This is a genomic window from Pseudomonas sp. MWU12-2319 (genome assembly GCF_023242525.1).
GTDB lineage: Bacteria > Pseudomonadota > Gammaproteobacteria > Pseudomonadales > Pseudomonadaceae > Aquipseudomonas > Aquipseudomonas gingeri_D.
This window is the reverse complement of sequence record NZ_JALJES010000003.1, coordinates 204,795-220,908: the sequence shown is the minus strand read 5'-3', so window position 1 is coordinate 220,908 and position 16,114 is coordinate 204,795. Positions and strand designations below refer to the sequence as shown.

Sequence of the window (16,114 nt, the reverse complement as noted above, 5' to 3'; positions counted from 1 at the left end):
GAAATTTCAAATCTCTACGGGGGTGTCGGGGTGGTTGCCCCATTCGCCCCAGGAGCCGGCATAACCTTTGACGCGCGGGTAACCGAGCGACTTGGCGACCAGGTAGGTAAAGCCAGAGCGATGGTGGGTCTGGCAGTGGGTGATCACTTCCTTGTCCGGGGTGATACCCAGGTCGGTGAGGATCTGCGGCATGTCGCGGCGGATGCGCAACTGGCGCTCCTTGTCCATGCCGGCGGTCCATTCGAAGTTCACCGCGCCGGGGATGTGCCCACCCTTGGCCGCGAGGACTTTCTCGCCGCTGTATTCCAGCGGGCCGCGGGCGTCCCAGATGGCCAGGTCGGCGGCACCGAGGCGGCTTTGCAGGTAGTCGCGGGTGGCGGTGGGTTCGTCGTGCAGGGTCAGGGTGACGGGGCCGCCGACGCTCGCGGGGATGTCGCTGTCGACGGGCAGGCCTTCGCCCAACCAGGCGTGCAGGCCGCCATCCAGATAGTGGTAACGGCTGTGACCGATCACGTCCAGCAGCCAGATAAAGCGTCCGGCCCAGCCGCCGCCTTCGTCGTCATAGACCACGTAGACCGCGTTCGGGTTATGCCCCAGTTCGCCGAACAGCGCTTCGAGCAGTGCCTGCGGCGGCATCAGGCCGGGGGCCGGTGGCTGGCCCAGTTGGGTGCGCTTGGGATCGACGAAACGGGCACCGGGAATATGCCCGCTGGCATAACGGGCGCTGCTGGTCAGGTCCACCAGGATCAGCTCGGGGGCGCCGAGGCGGGGCAGCAGGTCGCCGGGCTCGATCACCAACGGCAAGCCAGAGAAGTCAGGCATGTGAGGTCTCCAGGGCGCAAAAAAGGGAAGATTGTAACGCAGCGTCAGGCGCCACGGTTGGTAAAGGCGTGCAGCGCCTTCTCGATGCACTGTGCGGTTTTGCCGAAGGCCTGCACGGTCATTTCCGAGAAGGGCCCGCCGCCCTGGTCGGCCACCACCAGCATGATCACCCGGCCATTGTTGCTCAGGGAGCGTAGCAGCAGGTGTTCGCCGGGAAACTGTGCCCGCAGGTTGCCGGGCAGCAGGGCGGAGAACTGGGCGTTATTGGCCGGGGTCAGGCGAATCTGCGCCGGCTGGCTCAGCAGTCGTTGCAGGACCGGGCTCGAGCTGACCTGCAGCACCAGGCTGGCCGACTCTTTCGCCAACCCGGCGATCTGGTGCACCCGCAGGGTGCTCTGGGTCCGGTCGGCCATCAGGATCATTACCCGGCGCATGCCGCAGGTGCTCAGGGCGTCGCGGGCGATGCCGGTCAGGTGCATGGCATTGGTGAACCGGCTGGGTTCGGCGAGCAGTTCGGCACAATGTTTGCGCCAGAGGGCCAGGGCTTCGGGCGAAGGATCCACTGCCGGTAGCAGGCCGCTGTGGACGCGGCGCATGCTGCCGCGCCAGATCAGGGCTTCGGCCGGGTGCCAGAGATCCGGCATGCTGTGCTGGTTGGCGCTTTGTGCCGCCTGCTGGTGCAGTTGTTGCTGCAACTCATCCATGGGCTGTTGCAGGTACAGGCTGGTCAGGTATTGCCAGCGCAGATGGTGCGGACTGTCCCAGGCCTGTTGCGCCGAAAGGGCCAGGCCGTTGGCCAGCAGCACTGTATTGGCGGGTTGGTTCAGCCAGCGACGCAGCTCCGGATCGGCGTCGAGCTGCTGTTGCTGGTGCAGGCGGTGCTCGCTGTCACGGGCGATGTGCAGCGCCCTGGCCAGGGTACGCAATTCGGTTTTCAGCAGATGATAGCCCTGGGTCACCCAGTTCGGCAGGCGCCAGATATCAGCCATTGCCTGGCACAGGTCGAGCAGGCGTACGCCGAACAGTTCCTGTTCGACGGCCGCGGCCGATTCATTCTTGTGAATCACCCGCAGTTCCCAGTCTTCGAGCAGGTTGGGATGCGTCAGGGCCAATGGCCAGAGGGGCGAGAGAAACAACAGGCTGCCCCAATGGATGTCCTGCCAGAGCCGCGCCAGGCGCGCGGCGAACAGGCCGTTGGCCTGTTGGCTGGCGTGCTGGCTGATCAGTTGGAGCTGACGCAAGGCGATGGGAATCTCTTCCGGTGCCTTGGCCGGCAGGCGCGCCAGCAGCTCCTCGGTGCGTTTCAGGCCCAGGCGATTGATCGCCACCTCAAGGTTTTCCGCAGGCTCGGTCATGCTGCCATGGGTGTGCTGGTTGGCCTCGCAGATCACACTCAGCGCCAGGGCCGGGCTGTCCTGCATAAGCTCGGCGATATCGCGCAATGAGCTGCGATTGTCGCGGATGGCGCGGCAGACCCGGTCGTGACTGTCCTGGGGGACGGGCAAACGCACGGCTTGCAGCAGCTTGACCCAGCCCTGCAGCGTGTTGGGTTTTTGTGTGGAGACAGTCGTTTCGTTAGCCATATTCGAGCGCGATCATCATCACTGTTAACGGGCCCGTAATGGGCTGGGTAGGCGCCGCGCAATCGACCGTGCAAGCTGGCACATGGCCGGTTTTCTGGCTTTTCGCCTGAACTGGCTATAGTCTGGCGCAGATTCGCCGATAAGGAGAAGAAGAGATTTATTAACTTCCGAATATGACCTTGAACCCGACTCAGTAAGTGCTCTCTACCTATGGCTAAAATTATCGGCATCATCGTCGTATTCGCGAGCGTGCTCGGCGGGTACGTGCTTTCCCACGGCAAGATTGCCGCGCTGATCCAACCCTTCGAGGTGATGATCATCGGCGGTGCGGCCTTCGGTGCGTTCCTGCAGGCCAACCCGGGCTACATGACGATGCACGTGGTCAAGAAATCCTTGAGCATGTTCAGTTCGCGGTTTACCCACACCTTCTACCTCGAGGTCCTGGGGCTGATCTACGAGATCCTCAACAAGAGCCGTCGCGAAGGCATGATGGCGATTGAAGGCGATATCGAAGACGCCGCCGCCAGCCCGATCTTCGCCAAGTATCCGGCGGTGCTCAAAGACGAGCGCATGACCGCGTACATCTGCGACTACTTGCGGATCATGTCTTCCGGCAACATGGCGCCCCATGAACTCGAAGGGCTGTTCGACATGGAGCTGTTCTCCATGAAGGAAGAACTCGAGCATCCGGCCCATGCCGTGACCGGCGTCGCCGATGCCATGCCCGGCTTCGGTATCGTCGCGGCGGTACTGGGGATCGTGGTGACCATGGCCTCGCTCGGTGAGGGCGACCAGAAGTCCATCGGCCTGCACGTGGGCGCGGCACTGGTGGGTACCTTCTTCGGTATTCTCGCCGCCTATGGTTTCTTCGGCCCCTTGGCGACTTCCCTGACCCACGACGCCAAGGAAGAGCTGAACATCTACGAAGCGATCAAGGCTTCCCTGGTGGCCTCGGCTTCCGGCATGCCGCCGTCGCTGGCGGTGGAGTTCGGGCGCAAGGTCCTGTATCCGAAGCACCGTCCCAGCTTCGCCGAGCTGGAACAAGCGGTTCGCGGTCGCTGAGTCATGGAAAACAATCAGCCGATCATAATCAAGCGCGTCAAGCGCTTTGCCGGTGGGCATCACGGCGGCGCCTGGAAAATCGCCTTCGCCGACTTCGCGACGGCGATGATGGCGTTCTTCCTGGTGCTGTGGCTGCTGTCCACCGCGACCCCGGAACAGAAGATCGCCATCGCCGGCTATTTCAAGGACCCGATCGGCTTCTCCGAGAGCGGTACGCCCTACATCATCGACCTGGGTGGTTCGCCGGTGCTGGCACCGGACAAGACCCTCAACCCGGAAGTCAAATCCCAGCCGCAACCGGACAAGGTCACGGTCGACACCGATCAGGTCGAGAGCATGGCCGAGCAGGTGGAGAAAGAGCGCCTGGAATTGCTGATGCAGGAGCTGCATAAAAAGGTTGATGAGAGCCCTGAACTGCAGAAGTTCAAGGACCAGATCAAGTTCGAGATCACTCCGGATGGCTTGCGTATCCAGATCATGGACGCGGAAAACCGGCCGATGTTCGACTCCGGCAGCGCGCGCCTGAAGCCTTACTTCGAAGACATCCTGCTGGCCATGGCCGACACCATCAAGGCGGTGCCGAACAAGATCAGCGTCAGCGGTCACACCGATGCCAAACCCTACGCCGGCACCGGCGACTTCGGTAACTGGGAGTTGTCGGCCAACCGTGCCAACGCGGCCCGGCGTGCCCTGGTGGCCGGCAGTTATCCGGACACGCAAGTGGCGCGGGTGGTGGGTTACGGTTCGTCGACGCTGTTCGACAAGGCCAATCCATTCAATCCGGTCAACCGCCGTATCGATATCGTGGTCCTGACCAAGAAGGCCCAGAAGGCCATCGAAGGCGAGCAGGGCTCGGATGATGCCCCGCCGGCCACGACCCCGACCGAGGGCCAGGGCGCACCGGGTGAAGTGCCCGCCGATCCGAACGCGTTGCCGGCGGACAAGCAACCGCTACCGGCTCATGAGCTGCGGCAACGCTTGAACATCTTCGAGGACGGTGTGCTGAAGATGGATGAGCCGGGCAAGCCCAAGACAGGCTCATAAGTCAGACAACAAGGCCGCGATGATCGCGGCCTTGTTGTTTCGGTCAACTCAATAGCTGTCTTGCGGCAGGCTGGCGATGATCGAGCGGTAGCTGTTCATCCGCTGCTGCTGCACACGGCCGTCTTCCAGGGCCTTGAGCAGGGCACAGCCGGGTTCGCGATCATGTTTGCAATCGCGGAAGCGGCAGGTGCCGATCAGGTCGTTGAACTCGATAAAACCCGCTTCGACATCGGCACGGCTGACGTGACCCAGGCCGAATTCGCGAATTCCCGGGGAGTCGATCAGTTCACCGCCGCCGGGGAAGTGGAACAGCCGCGCGGTGGTGGTGGTGTGGGTGCCCTGGCCGGACAGCTCGGAGAGCGGGCCGACGCGGGTGCCCACCTCGGGCAGCAGGCTGTTGACCAGCGAGGACTTGCCGACCCCGGACTGGCCGACGAATACGCTGATGCGCCCGTCCAACTGCTGCTGGAGTTGTTCCATGCCGTTGCCATGGTGGGCCGACACTTCCAGCAGCGGGTAGCCCAACTGCCGGTAGACCGCCAGCAACGCATTCAGCGCCGGGGCATTCTGCTCGTCGATCAGGTCGAACTTGTTCAGCAGCAGCAACGGTCGGATACCGGCATGCTCGGCCGCCACCAGGTAGCGGTCGATCAGGTTGGCATGGGGCTCGGGCAGCGGCGCGAAGACAATCACGATCATGTCGACGTTGGCCGCCACCGGCTTGAGCTGGCCACGGCTGTCCGGGCGCTTCAGTTCGGTGGTGCGCGGCAGTTGCGCGACGATCACGCCGATGCCCTGGTTGCCGGCACGCCAGACCACCTGGTCGCCGGTGACCAGCGCCGGCAGGTTGGCCCGCAGGTGGCAGCGGAAAACCTGGCCCTTGAGCTCGCCTTCCAGCGCCTCGACTTCGACCTGCACGCCGAAGTGCGCGATCACCAGGCCCGTCTGCTCGGCCCCCAGGTCGCCGCCTTCCAGTGCCTCGACGGCCTGGGATTCGCGTTTGGCGGCGCGTGAGGCGCGTTCGCCCTGGATCTTTTCGATGCGCCAGTTCTGGCGGCGGTTGAGCTGGCGTTTGGCCATGGGTGTTCCGTGTCGTTGAATCGGCGGGGAGGGTCAAGCGGTCGCGAGTTTAGCACGCCCGGCAAGCGCGGCCTGCGCTAAACTGTGCGGCTACGCCGAGGAGCCAACCCATGCAAAACCCACAGAACCTGATCTGGATCGACCTGGAGATGACCGGCCTGAACCCGGACACCGACGTCATCATCGAAATGGCGACTATCGTCACCGACAGCGACCTCAACACCCTGGCCGAAGGTCCGGTGATCGCGATCCATCACAGCGATGCGATCCTGGCCGGCATGGACGAGTGGAACACCCGTCAGCATGGCGGTTCGGGCCTGACCCAGCGCGTGCGTGACAGCCGTATCGACATGGCCGAAGCCGAGGCGCAGACCATCGCCTTCCTGGAGCAGTGGGTGCCCAAGGGCAAGTCGCCGATCTGCGGTAACAGCATCTGCCAGGATCGACGCTTTCTCGCGCGTCATATGAAGGCCCTGGAAAACTATTTCCACTACCGCAACCTGGACGTGTCCACCCTCAAGGAATTGGCCGCACGCTGGGCGCCGGAAGTGCGTGACAGCTTCCAGAAGGGCAGCACGCACCTGGCACTGGACGATATTCGCGAGTCGATCGCCGAGCTGCAGCACTACCGCAAGCACTTCATCAAGTTCTGAGTCACACCGATGATTAGCGCGCTGCGCCCTTTTGGGGCGCGGCGCAAATCAGTAGACTGCCGGCCTTCACCTGCCCGGATCGCCATCATGTTGCTGATGCTCTACCTCGTCGCCATTACCGCTGAAGCCATGACCGGTGCCCTGTCGGCCGGACGTCGTGGCATGGACTGGTTCGGCGTGGTGCTGATCGCCTGTGTCACCGCCCTCGGCGGCGGTTCGGTGCGCGACGTGTTGCTGGGGCATTACCCGCTGACCTGGGTCAAGCACCCTGAGTATCTGGTACTGACCTCGGTCGCGGCCTTGGTGACGGTGTTTATCGCGCCGTTGATGCGTCACTTGCGTTCACTGTTCCTGGTGCTCGATGCCCTGGGCCTGGTGGCCTTTACCCTGATCGGCTGCATGACCGCCCTGGAAATGGGGCAAGGCATGATGGTGGCTTCGGTCAGTGGGGTGATCACCGGGGTGTTTGGTGGAGTACTGCGAGATATTTTCTGCAACGATATTCCCCTGGTCTTCCGCCGTGAACTCTATGCCAGCGTCTCGTTCGCCGCCGCCTGGTGTTTCCTGGGTTGTACCTATTGGCAGTTGCCCAGCGAACAGGCGATCTTGATCACACTGTCCGGTGGTTTCCTGCTGCGCTTATTGGCCATTCGCTTTCACTGGGAAATGCCGAAGTTTGTTTATAACGATCAGGCCTGATAGTGGACCTATATATCTATTGTTTGATCTCTTATTGTTGATCTGTTTCGCAGGCATCGGATCAATAAATTCCGTTTTTATTTAGAAAAGGACTGCGCGTAGCCTTGTGACTCATCAGGAGTAATAAGGATATTGCGATGCTTGAGTCTTTTCCACCTGGCAGCCTCCCTTCGCGCCCCCTTGCGCAGGGCGGAAAGCTACTGTTCGACCCGGACCTGAATCACTATGAGATTTCGGGTGGTGTCTTGAACAAAGACAGCCTGATCTATCTGGAAACGGTTCGGCGCACGTTGAAGAAGTATGATGTTTCTTTGCCGGGTCTTTATCTGCAGGATAGGGAAATCTATGCGGTCCTGGGCGAAAAGGCCTATCTCCTGGGGCGGATTTATACGCAAGGAGTGAATGAGCGGCGCATTATTTATCCTTGCTTTAGAGATGGTTTTGTATTCGATTTCATGCAGGAAATATCGACCTTTTCTCTCTGGAAAGAAATGACTGAGGAGTCAAAGGCGGAGTATGCAGATCTCAAGTCGAAATTGATAAAGGCGCCCGCCGCCGAAGAACAGCGGATCAACTTTGTGCTGACCCAGGATTTCACGACCCAGGCCAGTCTGGAGGGCGGGGATTTCAGGGGAAAAAAAGAAGAGCTGGGGTTTCTGAATGGACTGCTTTCTCTTTACCAGGTGGGCGTCGCACAGGCAAGGATGAGGGCATTGCGAGGGGTGGTCCTGACGGATGCCGGGGTGTCGGCTACGAAAAACAGTCGACGCAAGCGAGCCGTCGGGCATTCGTTGAATCTCCTGGTGGGTGATGATGTTGCCGATATCAGGCTCTATCAGGTTATCGCTTCGCAAAGTGTTACCGACCGTGCGTCCATGCAGTTGCTTTCCACGTACTATAGGCGATGGAAAGGGCGTATCAAGACACGGAAAAACTTTATTGACTTTTTGTCAGCCATCAATCTTCGCTCAATTCCCCTTGGTTACCTTAGCGAGCTTCACCAATTAACGGCATTGAGAGAGCATAACCTGGCCCAAACGCTTCTTTCTCTACCTAACGTAAACTCTGCTGAATGGCGGCGGGTGTTGCTCAGTGTCCACGAGGAGTTTACGACGGTTAGAGGAAGAATCCTGGCCGGTATACTCAGTCCTGGCGCTCGTCCTTATTTAACCTGGGACGCGGCTTATACCCTGAGCAATAGTCGTCTGCTGATAGGCTATGCTTCTTCCACCACGGGGGGCCTGCCTTTTGATGGGGTTGTCAACATTATAGGACATGGCATCGATATAGAGAGTCGTGTGCTCGGGGATGCAGAAAAGGTAGCGGGTTGGCTATACAGCAATTTACTTGCGAGCTATGCCGAGGCCGGGTTTAAAAAATTAAAGGTTGTCAATTTTCAGTCTTGCCATATTTCTCAAAGTCTGGCCACCCACATCACGCTTCTTCTTCTGGAGAAGGCGCTGCCTCATTTTGAAACGGACAAGATTCCCAATGTGCTTGTCGTCAGCAGTCCCACCGCGCCTCTTGTATTAACCGCCGAGCCACCCCTCGGACATCTGTCGAGTCGCTGGCAAGCGCAATATCTGGTTTTTCCGGGCCACGTTCTCAAGGCGTTCAGGTATCTCATCAATACCTACCCCACTATTCAGTTGGCGGTCAAAGAACATTTTGAATGGCCGGGTCATGATCCCGATTTGAGTAATCCTTCATTCATTGAGTACTTGAGGAGTACCAATGTTCTCAAGGTGAGTCGGATATCTCCCATCGCCGGTTCTGAGCTGGAAAACGTATCGCTCAGGTATTTGAGGGGGGTTGTAACGGAGTATTTTAATGTTCGGCAGCGCGGTGTTGATGAATATAACCGGCTCATCAGCGAACATTTTCCCGAAAGCGTTGACGCAATTCGCTCATTGGTCACGGTCGCCTCTATAGCGGAGGGATCACAGTTATTGCCCGTCGGTGAAGTCAAGACAATCAGAAAAGTAGTGTTTTTTCTGGCGAGTTTGAAGCTGGCCAGGGCGCGACGTGATTTCGTGGGCGGCTATAATCTGTATACAAGCACGAAATTAAAATTTCTGATCGATCCTTATGATCCTGTTGGTCCGTTAAAAATAAGGAGTTTTACGGATGTGATTTTCAGGCTGTGTGGTAGCCCGGTACCTAGCAGCGAGACGAATTACCAGCTTGCTTACAGGAAGATGTTTTTACTCGATAAACAGGATTACTTCGAGATGACCAACATCAATATCGATGCGGCCGCTCGTGAGTTTTTCAAGAATATACCCTATGTCAATTTCACTCCGGCGGTGTTCCATTCTTTTCAAGAGGCGAGTCCGCAGTCGAATACTATCGTGGTGGACGCGGCCCTGCGACAGGGCCTTGTGGGCAGCGAACAGTTTGGCGTGTCGACGCGGGACCTGAGAGCGGTGCTCGAGTCGGGCGAGGAAAACAGAATTCTTCCCGCCATCGATCAGCTGGAAAACAGCCTGAAACGCAAGAAGGCACTGGTGCAGGACTCGATGTCCTTGAGAAGCCTGCAAGAGACCCAGGAAAACCTCGGTCGTGCCAAGACCGCCATTGAGAAAAAGCAGCTGTCTCCCGTCGTCCTGAAGGCCACCGCACGCGTGGCTGCCGGCTCCAGTCGATTGCTCGGGGCCTTCGGCGTCTTCGTGGACTTCCGCACCCAGCCCTTCCACCTGGATTTTTCTTCGGTCAAATCGGGCCTGTTCACCACCAGCGACTCACTGGCGGTGATCAAGGGGGTCTTTGATTTCACCAGCGATATCGGGCCGGTGCTGGCCCTGCGCTTGGCCTCCAGCGCTTCGCGAGCGCTCTGGCAGCCCAGGCTTGATCATCTGTTCTTCAAGATGAACAAGGTGCTGCTGCCCCTGGATGTGTTGTTCACGGCTGTCAGTCTGTATCGCAACGTCGAAGGCGCGCGGTTGGCGAAAACCGCCGAGGAGCAGGCGCTCTATATCACCATGACGGTGATCGATGGCGCCTCGTTCGGTGTGAGCCTGGCGGGATTTATCCTGATTGGCGTGCCCGGGGTAGGAGTCGCTCTGATCCTTGTGGGCATGGCCCTGGCCGTTGTGAATATCCTCTTGAATGCCATCGTCAGCCTCGCCCAGCTGGAGAATTATCGCTGGGATGAGAAGGTGGGGCTGTTCTTCAGTAATCTGTTCGGCGCCTCGACGTTGCCGGGGATCCTGACCCAGCAGCAGATGCGCCAGGCGGCGGATCGGCTGTTCGAGGGGAACGCTGATCACACGCAAGGCGCCATCAGCAGCGGCTTGTCTGAAGAAGGTATCGATCTTCTTCTGACGCCGATGATCAATGATGTGGACGATCAGGATCAGACCAACCCGATCAAGGACATCGGGATGGTGAGCCAGGACACCAGCGTTCGCCAGCAGCCCAGGGGTTATACGTTGTCGCCGTCTGGGTTGACCTCGGATGACTTGACGTTCTGGACGGATGCCAAGGACAAGGAAAAGACCGAACAGGTCCATAAGGGCTGGTACCTGCGCCGTCGGGAGGCTCGCCGGGGGCGAGAGCGCAAGCTGATGGTGACGATGCCTTCCACGCCGAGCACACGGCTGGAGGTACTGGATTTCGGTCCGACACCGACGATCCTGCTGTTCGGTGCCACGCCTCATCTGCTGCTGGAGGCCAATCCGTTCGGCTGGGCAGCGGGAGAGTCTCCGCAGGAGCAGGCCCTCAACAAATACCAGGTCAGGCTGCACCCCGAGACCGCCTACACCCTGCAGTTCAAAAAGAGCGTACTGACCTCAAAAGACTTTGACTCGAACTTTGGCAGCCAAACGGAGTTGACCGTGCCCGAGGGGGCGTTCCTGCGTTTGCCTCAAGTGAGCCTGGACCTGTCCGGCCAGGAGGATGCCCGCGAAACGCTGGCGGAGTTGGACCTGTCCCTGCCTTCGCTGGAGGTCGTCAAGTTCAAGGACAAGAGTACTTTCCGGCTCGACCTGGTGAATGCCGCTGACCACGGCGCCTGCGCGCTGGAGCAGGTGGTGCGGACCGTCCAGCTGCCGGCCTATATCCGCTTCAAAAGCGGAGAAATCCACCCCGTGATGGCGGTGGTGGGGGAAGGCTCACGGATCACGCTGAGAAACTCGACGGGACGTTCGCTGCTGCTGTTGAGGCGGGAGGTTCGCCGTTGCGAGATTGAGATACAGGCATCGGTCAGCGGTTTTGCAGTTTCCGTTTAGATACGAATCTGACGGTTCAATAAAGTTTAAGCACTTTAAGGGAATATAAGTGATGAGTGACAGGAAAGTAATAAAGATTACCGGGCATGCTGCCGCGACGGACTCGAAGCTGGAAAAGGTCGAGTTGATTCTGACGGATACTTCGCTGAGATATTACGACCTCATCACCCGGCTGGATCCACGGGTAACATCTGTTAACAGGCAATCGTTCAAGGTGGAGGATCGTGATCAAGCCAAGCTGCAGGTGTCGTTGGAAGGCAATTTTTTTGTCAGCGAAGTCAAAGATGATGAGTTGATTCTAAGAAAGAACATAGAGAATAATTTAAAGCTCATTCTGCAAAACCAGACCCTTACCTTGAATCCCGATCTCTATTACGGGAATCGTTTATATAATGTTCTGGAAATGGATTTGCCGGAACTTCTTATTCCCGGGAATAACCAGCCGGTGATGTTGGGGAGCGCCGCCAGTCGGCCCTATGACTCGACAGCGCTGGTATTCAATGCAGAGAAGGAGGCGGATCTCGATCGGTATCCAGGCGACACCCTGGTCAATTACGAAATCAAGCTGACCCGGCATGACGGGCAGCCGACGATCCCGACAACAGGGTATCTGAGTTTTGAGGAGATAAAGAAAGCCAAAGCAAAAGGTTTCGTTATTCTTCCGAGTGTTCCGACGTCAGCCTTCCATTTGAGCTCCCTGCAGTTTTCCTACCGTATTACGACGCGTGGGGGCGCTCGGATCAGCTCTTTGGAGGACGAAAAGAAAGATTTCCTGCTGATCATGGCTCGCGCGTCAAGCCATCAGCTTATTGATATGAAGGCCATCAACAAGACCCATAGCCTCGACTTTTTGGAGATGAAATGTCTATTGAATGGCCAGGACCTGTTCAAGTATTTGAATATCGACTTTCCTCGGTTCAGGGTTTTTTATGATTCGGGAAGTGAGGTGTCCTATAACAGTGTGCACCACCTTGAACTTTCGACGGCAGTCAAGAAAATAGAGCATGGGCTGCTGATTGATATGGCGTCGCTCGCATCGGTCACTTATCTTGATCAGGAATCTTTTTTACGCATGAAGGGATTGGCGTATTTTGAACAGGCACCACCGGAAGTCGTCAATTTTTCCTATGAAATGCTCGACGCACATTATCAGCCGTTGGGCGAGGAGCCCTATGTAGGTCGTGGTCACTTTAGAAAAGTCATCGAAGACGCTGCCACGACGCGATTGTTCAATTTGGACAGGCAGGGCGATCCCTACTTTTTTCAGTTGGATATCAAGGACCCTTTAAAAGAAAATACCTCGGTTTGTTATTATCGAATCCTTCTGACGCCTCTCTTTCCCTCGGCGGCAATGGATCAGGTATTTTTCTCCGAAATCGACTTTTACTTTGATCGCGCGCTGACATTTTCAGCGATTGCCCAAGGGGCGGATCTCCCCCATGAGGACCTGGATATAGATCCCGTGGTCGAGGATTCCAAGCTGGAAGCGTTTCTTGAACAACATGTTTTGGCCTATACGGAGATTCCTTTCTCTTTTGAAAGAATGGCGAAAGATGTGTTCATGCGCGGGGGCTTTCCCGAAGCGCTGGCGAAGAATGTCTCTGTTCATGGCTATTCGAAAACCGGAAGAAAGCTATTCAGTAGCGCCTGGCTGAAAAAGGCCAGCCTCGAAGAAACACCCGCTTGGTGGCAGGGTGTGGAAATACTGGTGCTCTGTATCTGGATGAAAAAGAGTGCCCTTTCGGCAACCCCTTCACCTTACACATACCGCGCGGAAAGGGAGTTTGAAGGGGGCACTTATGACGCACCGTATTTTCTGACCGTCGAAGGGAAATTCAATCCGTATACCTACATTCCCTGCCTGAAAGGCAACCATGAATATGAACTGGATCCGCTCTTTTCCAACATCCTGTATGTGGGGCAGGGGCGCAGCAAGGTTCAAGGTCGCGGCTCACCGAATACGATTTATCTGATGTGGGACTCCCACACCACCTTTGATTTCGCCGCGGAGGAAGACCTTCGCAAGGGCATGGCGCCTTCTCGTCTGAAGCTGATGGGGGTCGAACTGGAGCACATCACGATGCAGGTCCCGGGGCCGGAGGATGAGCGTTGGGGGAGTATCGTTTTAGAGTGGGCCGTGCTGGTCGATCCTGAAAAGGAGCTGGCCGCGACCCAGGATTCCGTGCTTCTGGCCAGGTTGGGGGGGCGCCAGACGTCGCTCAAGGAAGGCTCGTTGACGCTGGTCAATTTCTTGAAGGAGCCGATCGGCGAGTTTCTGGAAATCGAGATAAGGGGACGCCGGTACAGCCTGGAAGTGTCGCAAAACGACGGAAAGGTCCATTGGCGGCGACACGTTGACCTCAGTCGTGAAACGCTGGGTGAGAAAACCGTTCTGCGCCAGTGGAGTGGCAAGACAGAGTACGTGTTGCGCAACAGCATTCTGGGGCAGGCCAATACACCCCTTTATCCCAGCGAAGACGGTCAGGATATTTTGATCGCACGGGGCGACGTGGCCTATCTGCATGGCGGTCTGCATGAAACCCAGCTGGTCGGAAATTTACCCGAGAACTTCTTCTACCTCAACCAGGGTGGAACCGACAATGTGATCGCCAACGGTTATAGAAATACCATTGAAATTTCCGATGTATTGGGCGGGGACAAGGTGCTCTTCCTGTCTACAAAGAAGGAGGCGGTCAACTTTATTTCAGCCCCTGCTGTCAGTTTCAGAACGGCGCAAATAAAAGAGGATGACCTGTTCTTTTTTCTGGAAACGGACGAGCACCTGCTGACGATTTGCTTGAAAGGCATTCTGGCGTGGCAACGCTCCGCGCAAAAACGACTCAGCCTGCTGCTTGAGGAGGGGATGTTCAGCGCCGATCAGTTGATTGAATTCTTGAAACAGTCGGAGTTGAGTCATCGAGAGGAGGCTTATCGGTTCCAGTCGGCTCTACCGGAGCCGGCTCTTCAACAAGGCTTTACTCAATTGGCCGATAGGGTGGCTGAGGATAAGCACTCCAAGGCGTATCTGAAGGATCAGATCAACCAGTATGACGTGGTCGAAAAGGAATAAGGAGAAGCCCTGATGTCTGCGCAAGTCAAGTTATTGGAGATGAACGAAGGCCGTTATAAGGTAGCGTGCCCTTTTTATGGAGAAAAGGACTATGCCTTCACGTTCAAATTTACCGCTGTTCACGCGGTCTGGCAGGCACATGATGCCGATTCCGCCAGTCTTGTCGCCAAACCGAATATCTGGATGGGTGAAGAGAAAGAAGATCATTATGTTATTGAACAACGGCCAGGGGCTGCTGAGGAACGGGTGCTTTCTTATCGGCTAGGCCGAAGTTTTACATTGGTCTGCCTGAACGATCAGTTGTATCTGATGCTCAGGGTCTGGGAGGAAGATAAGGAGGGCAAGGTTTCAGCGGCGAGTCGGCGTAATAAAAGCGCGGTGAAAGTCGCCACCCGCATGGTCTCGGGAAAAGTCGAGCCGCTGATGTTCTCCCATCAGGATCCCTGTGTCATTAAATTGGAAACCAGGGAGGGGCTCTCGACCGTCAAGGTATGGAACACTCAGAAAATCGGGGAAACGCCCTATATCCTGAGTGATTTCGGTGACGCGTTTAACGGTTTTTTCTCTGGTTTTAGTGAGTTTCAGTTCAATACCATTCCCGTGGCCATTAAAAATGGCCAACACTCCTTGCGCCTGGAGAGAGTGGCGGCCTGGGTGGGCAACGCCCAGCCGGAGGGGGTGGAAAATTTCAGGGATTATCTGGAAGAAAAAGATCAGGTATTGAAGTGCTTTGGATATCGGCAATTACCTCTGGAACGCTTGTCTGCCTATTATCCGTTTCAGAAAAACAGATGGGGCACACTCAATGACGAGCTGTTTTACGCCGTGGAAAATACCCATTTCGATATCGAAACGACTCAGGGGCTGTGCTTTGATGCATTTAAAAATAAAGTCTCCCTTTCTTTAACGCCTTCGGCAGGCCAAGGGGCCTCGGGCAGTTTTATGTTGAATGTGTTGTTGAAGGAGCCGAGGTTGTTTGAGATCACGACGGTCGGCTCGTTGATTGATACGTGGAGTCGCAAGGAGCCGGTCTTTTCAAAGCGGCAATACGGGTTGAACTTTAAGAAAATTGTGGAGGACGTGGAGCGTTTTGATCCGGCCGCGACGTTTGTTCCCGGTGCTCACTATAAAGATCGAACCCTTGCGGAAATGATCAAGATCGGCGCATTGGCGAGCAGGCTTCCGCTCTTTATGGAACAGCTGCGGGTGTCGAATTTTGAGGTGACGGGGCAACTGAAGGCAACCATGAGTCAGCTTCAGGTCAAACTGAACGAAGATAAAAAGGCCCTTTACACCCGTCGAGCCGATATCGGCGTTCTCACCTGCAAGACCTCCGTGCCACAGAACAGCATCGTATTCACTGTGCAAATGCTAAGGCGAATGAAGGTCGACTCAGTGACTGGGGAACTGAGTCATGAAGAGAAAATGGTTTTCCATGACGACCAGGGTAACGACCGTGGGGCGATAGACTTGAAGGATTTCCCGTGTTTCCTGCTGCTTTCTCTGAGTGATGATCGAAAGGCCTTCAACGTATGCGCTGCCCGTACTGACAGCGATCTTTCCCGCGGGCTGGACGCTTCTTTGACGTATGCGATTGCCCCCGCCGTCGATCAAACCAAGCCTCAAGACAATCAAACCATCGATGAAGTCATGCTGACGCTCGGCCTGGGAAGTACAGGGGGAGGCGGCCCGATGATCTCGATCAAGGATTTGAGTTTTTGGCGTAGTGCACTTTGGCGCCGTGAGGGGTTGCTGACGGTCGGGGATAAGGTCGACAAGGACTATAACGTGAAAACATTGGCCCACTTAAGCTTTTCCGGTTCGCTCAATCCTCTGGTCGAACAATATAAGAAATCTTTGAAGGTTTAGGTG

10 protein-coding genes are annotated in these 16,114 nt (G+C 56.8%); 7 read left to right on the top strand and 3 right to left on the bottom strand.

Annotation, left to right across the window (positions count from 1 at the left end; all coding sequences use genetic code 11):
• Positions 1–6 precede the first annotated feature (6 nt).
• Complete coding sequence (gene rhdA, locus M5C01_RS06495) at positions 7–822, bottom strand: thiosulfate sulfurtransferase (RefSeq protein WP_152737697.1); 816 nt, start codon at positions 820–822, stop codon at positions 7–9.
• 44 nt (positions 823–866) lie between these two features.
• Complete coding sequence (locus M5C01_RS06490; protein ID WP_152737696.1) at positions 867–2,405, bottom strand: HDOD domain-containing protein; 1,539 nt, start codon at positions 2,403–2,405, stop codon at positions 867–869.
• A 210-nt stretch (positions 2,406–2,615) separates the two neighbouring features.
• Here M5C01_RS06490 and motA point away from each other — a divergent pair, with 210 nt between their 5' ends.
• Together motA and motB are read left to right on the top strand one after the other, a co-directional pair.
• The gene (gene motA, locus M5C01_RS06485; RefSeq protein ID WP_103496863.1) at positions 2,616–3,467 is read left to right on the top strand and encodes a flagellar motor stator protein MotA; all 852 of its coding nucleotides are present in this window, start codon (positions 2,616–2,618) and stop codon (positions 3,465–3,467) included.
• Between the two features lie 3 nt (positions 3,468–3,470).
• The gene (gene motB, locus M5C01_RS06480; RefSeq protein WP_152737695.1) at positions 3,471–4,511 is read left to right on the top strand and encodes a flagellar motor protein MotB; all 1,041 of its coding nucleotides are present in this window, start codon (positions 3,471–3,473) and stop codon (positions 4,509–4,511) included.
• Positions 4,512–4,559: 48 nt separating this feature from the next.
• Here motB and rsgA read toward each other — a convergent pair whose 3' ends face one another.
• The gene (gene rsgA, locus M5C01_RS06475; RefSeq protein ID WP_152737694.1) at positions 4,560–5,591 is read right to left on the bottom strand and encodes a small ribosomal subunit biogenesis GTPase RsgA; all 1,032 of its coding nucleotides are present in this window, start codon (positions 5,589–5,591) and stop codon (positions 4,560–4,562) included.
• Between the two features lie 110 nt (positions 5,592–5,701).
• Here rsgA and orn point away from each other — a divergent pair, with 110 nt between their 5' ends.
• The 5 genes from orn to M5C01_RS06450 all read left to right on the top strand — a co-directional run bounded on the left by orn (position 5,702) and on the right by M5C01_RS06450 (position 16,111).
• Positions 5,702–6,244 (top strand): oligoribonuclease, encoded by a 543-nt coding sequence (gene orn / locus M5C01_RS06470; protein WP_103496860.1) that lies wholly within the window; start codon positions 5,702–5,704, stop codon positions 6,242–6,244.
• 84 nt (positions 6,245–6,328) lie between these two features.
• Positions 6,329–6,943, top strand: a complete 615-nt coding sequence (locus tag M5C01_RS06465) for a trimeric intracellular cation channel family protein (RefSeq protein WP_177101505.1) — start codon at positions 6,329–6,331, stop codon at positions 6,941–6,943.
• A gap of 137 nt (positions 6,944–7,080) precedes the next feature.
• Entirely contained in the window at positions 7,081–11,172 is a 4,092-nt protein-coding gene (locus M5C01_RS06460; protein WP_248764291.1) for a hypothetical protein, read from the top strand.
• 52 nt (positions 11,173–11,224) lie between these two features.
• Positions 11,225–14,242: a hypothetical protein gene (locus M5C01_RS06455; RefSeq protein WP_152737693.1), complete on the top strand. Its 3,018-nt coding sequence runs from the start codon at positions 11,225–11,227 to the stop codon at positions 14,240–14,242.
• Positions 14,243–14,254: 12 nt separating this feature from the next.
• Positions 14,255–16,111 (top strand): hypothetical protein, encoded by a 1,857-nt coding sequence (locus tag M5C01_RS06450; protein ID WP_152737692.1) that lies wholly within the window; start codon positions 14,255–14,257, stop codon positions 16,109–16,111.
• Positions 16,112–16,114: the final 3 nt, after the last annotated feature.

What these genes read in the sequence shown, in the direction of transcription:
- rhdA (WP_152737697.1), bottom strand. Translation starts at nt 822, where the DNA reads ATGCCTGACTTCTCTGGCTTGCCGTTGGTGATCGAGCCCGGCGACCTG.
- M5C01_RS06490 (WP_152737696.1), bottom strand. Translation starts at nt 2,405, where the DNA reads ATGGCTAACGAAACGACTGTCTCCACACAAAAACCCAACACGCTGCAG.
- motA (WP_103496863.1), top strand. Translation starts at nt 2,616, where the DNA reads ATGGCTAAAATTATCGGCATCATCGTCGTATTCGCGAGCGTGCTCGGC.
- motB (WP_152737695.1), top strand. Translation starts at nt 3,471, where the DNA reads ATGGAAAACAATCAGCCGATCATAATCAAGCGCGTCAAGCGCTTTGCC.
- rsgA (WP_152737694.1), bottom strand. Translation starts at nt 5,591, where the DNA reads ATGGCCAAACGCCAGCTCAACCGCCGCCAGAACTGGCGCATCGAAAAG.
- orn (WP_103496860.1), top strand. Translation starts at nt 5,702, where the DNA reads ATGCAAAACCCACAGAACCTGATCTGGATCGACCTGGAGATGACCGGC.
- M5C01_RS06460 (WP_248764291.1), top strand. Translation starts at nt 7,081, where the DNA reads ATGCTTGAGTCTTTTCCACCTGGCAGCCTCCCTTCGCGCCCCCTTGCG.
- M5C01_RS06455 (WP_152737693.1), top strand. Translation starts at nt 11,225, where the DNA reads ATGAGTGACAGGAAAGTAATAAAGATTACCGGGCATGCTGCCGCGACG.
- M5C01_RS06450 (WP_152737692.1), top strand. Translation starts at nt 14,255, where the DNA reads ATGTCTGCGCAAGTCAAGTTATTGGAGATGAACGAAGGCCGTTATAAG.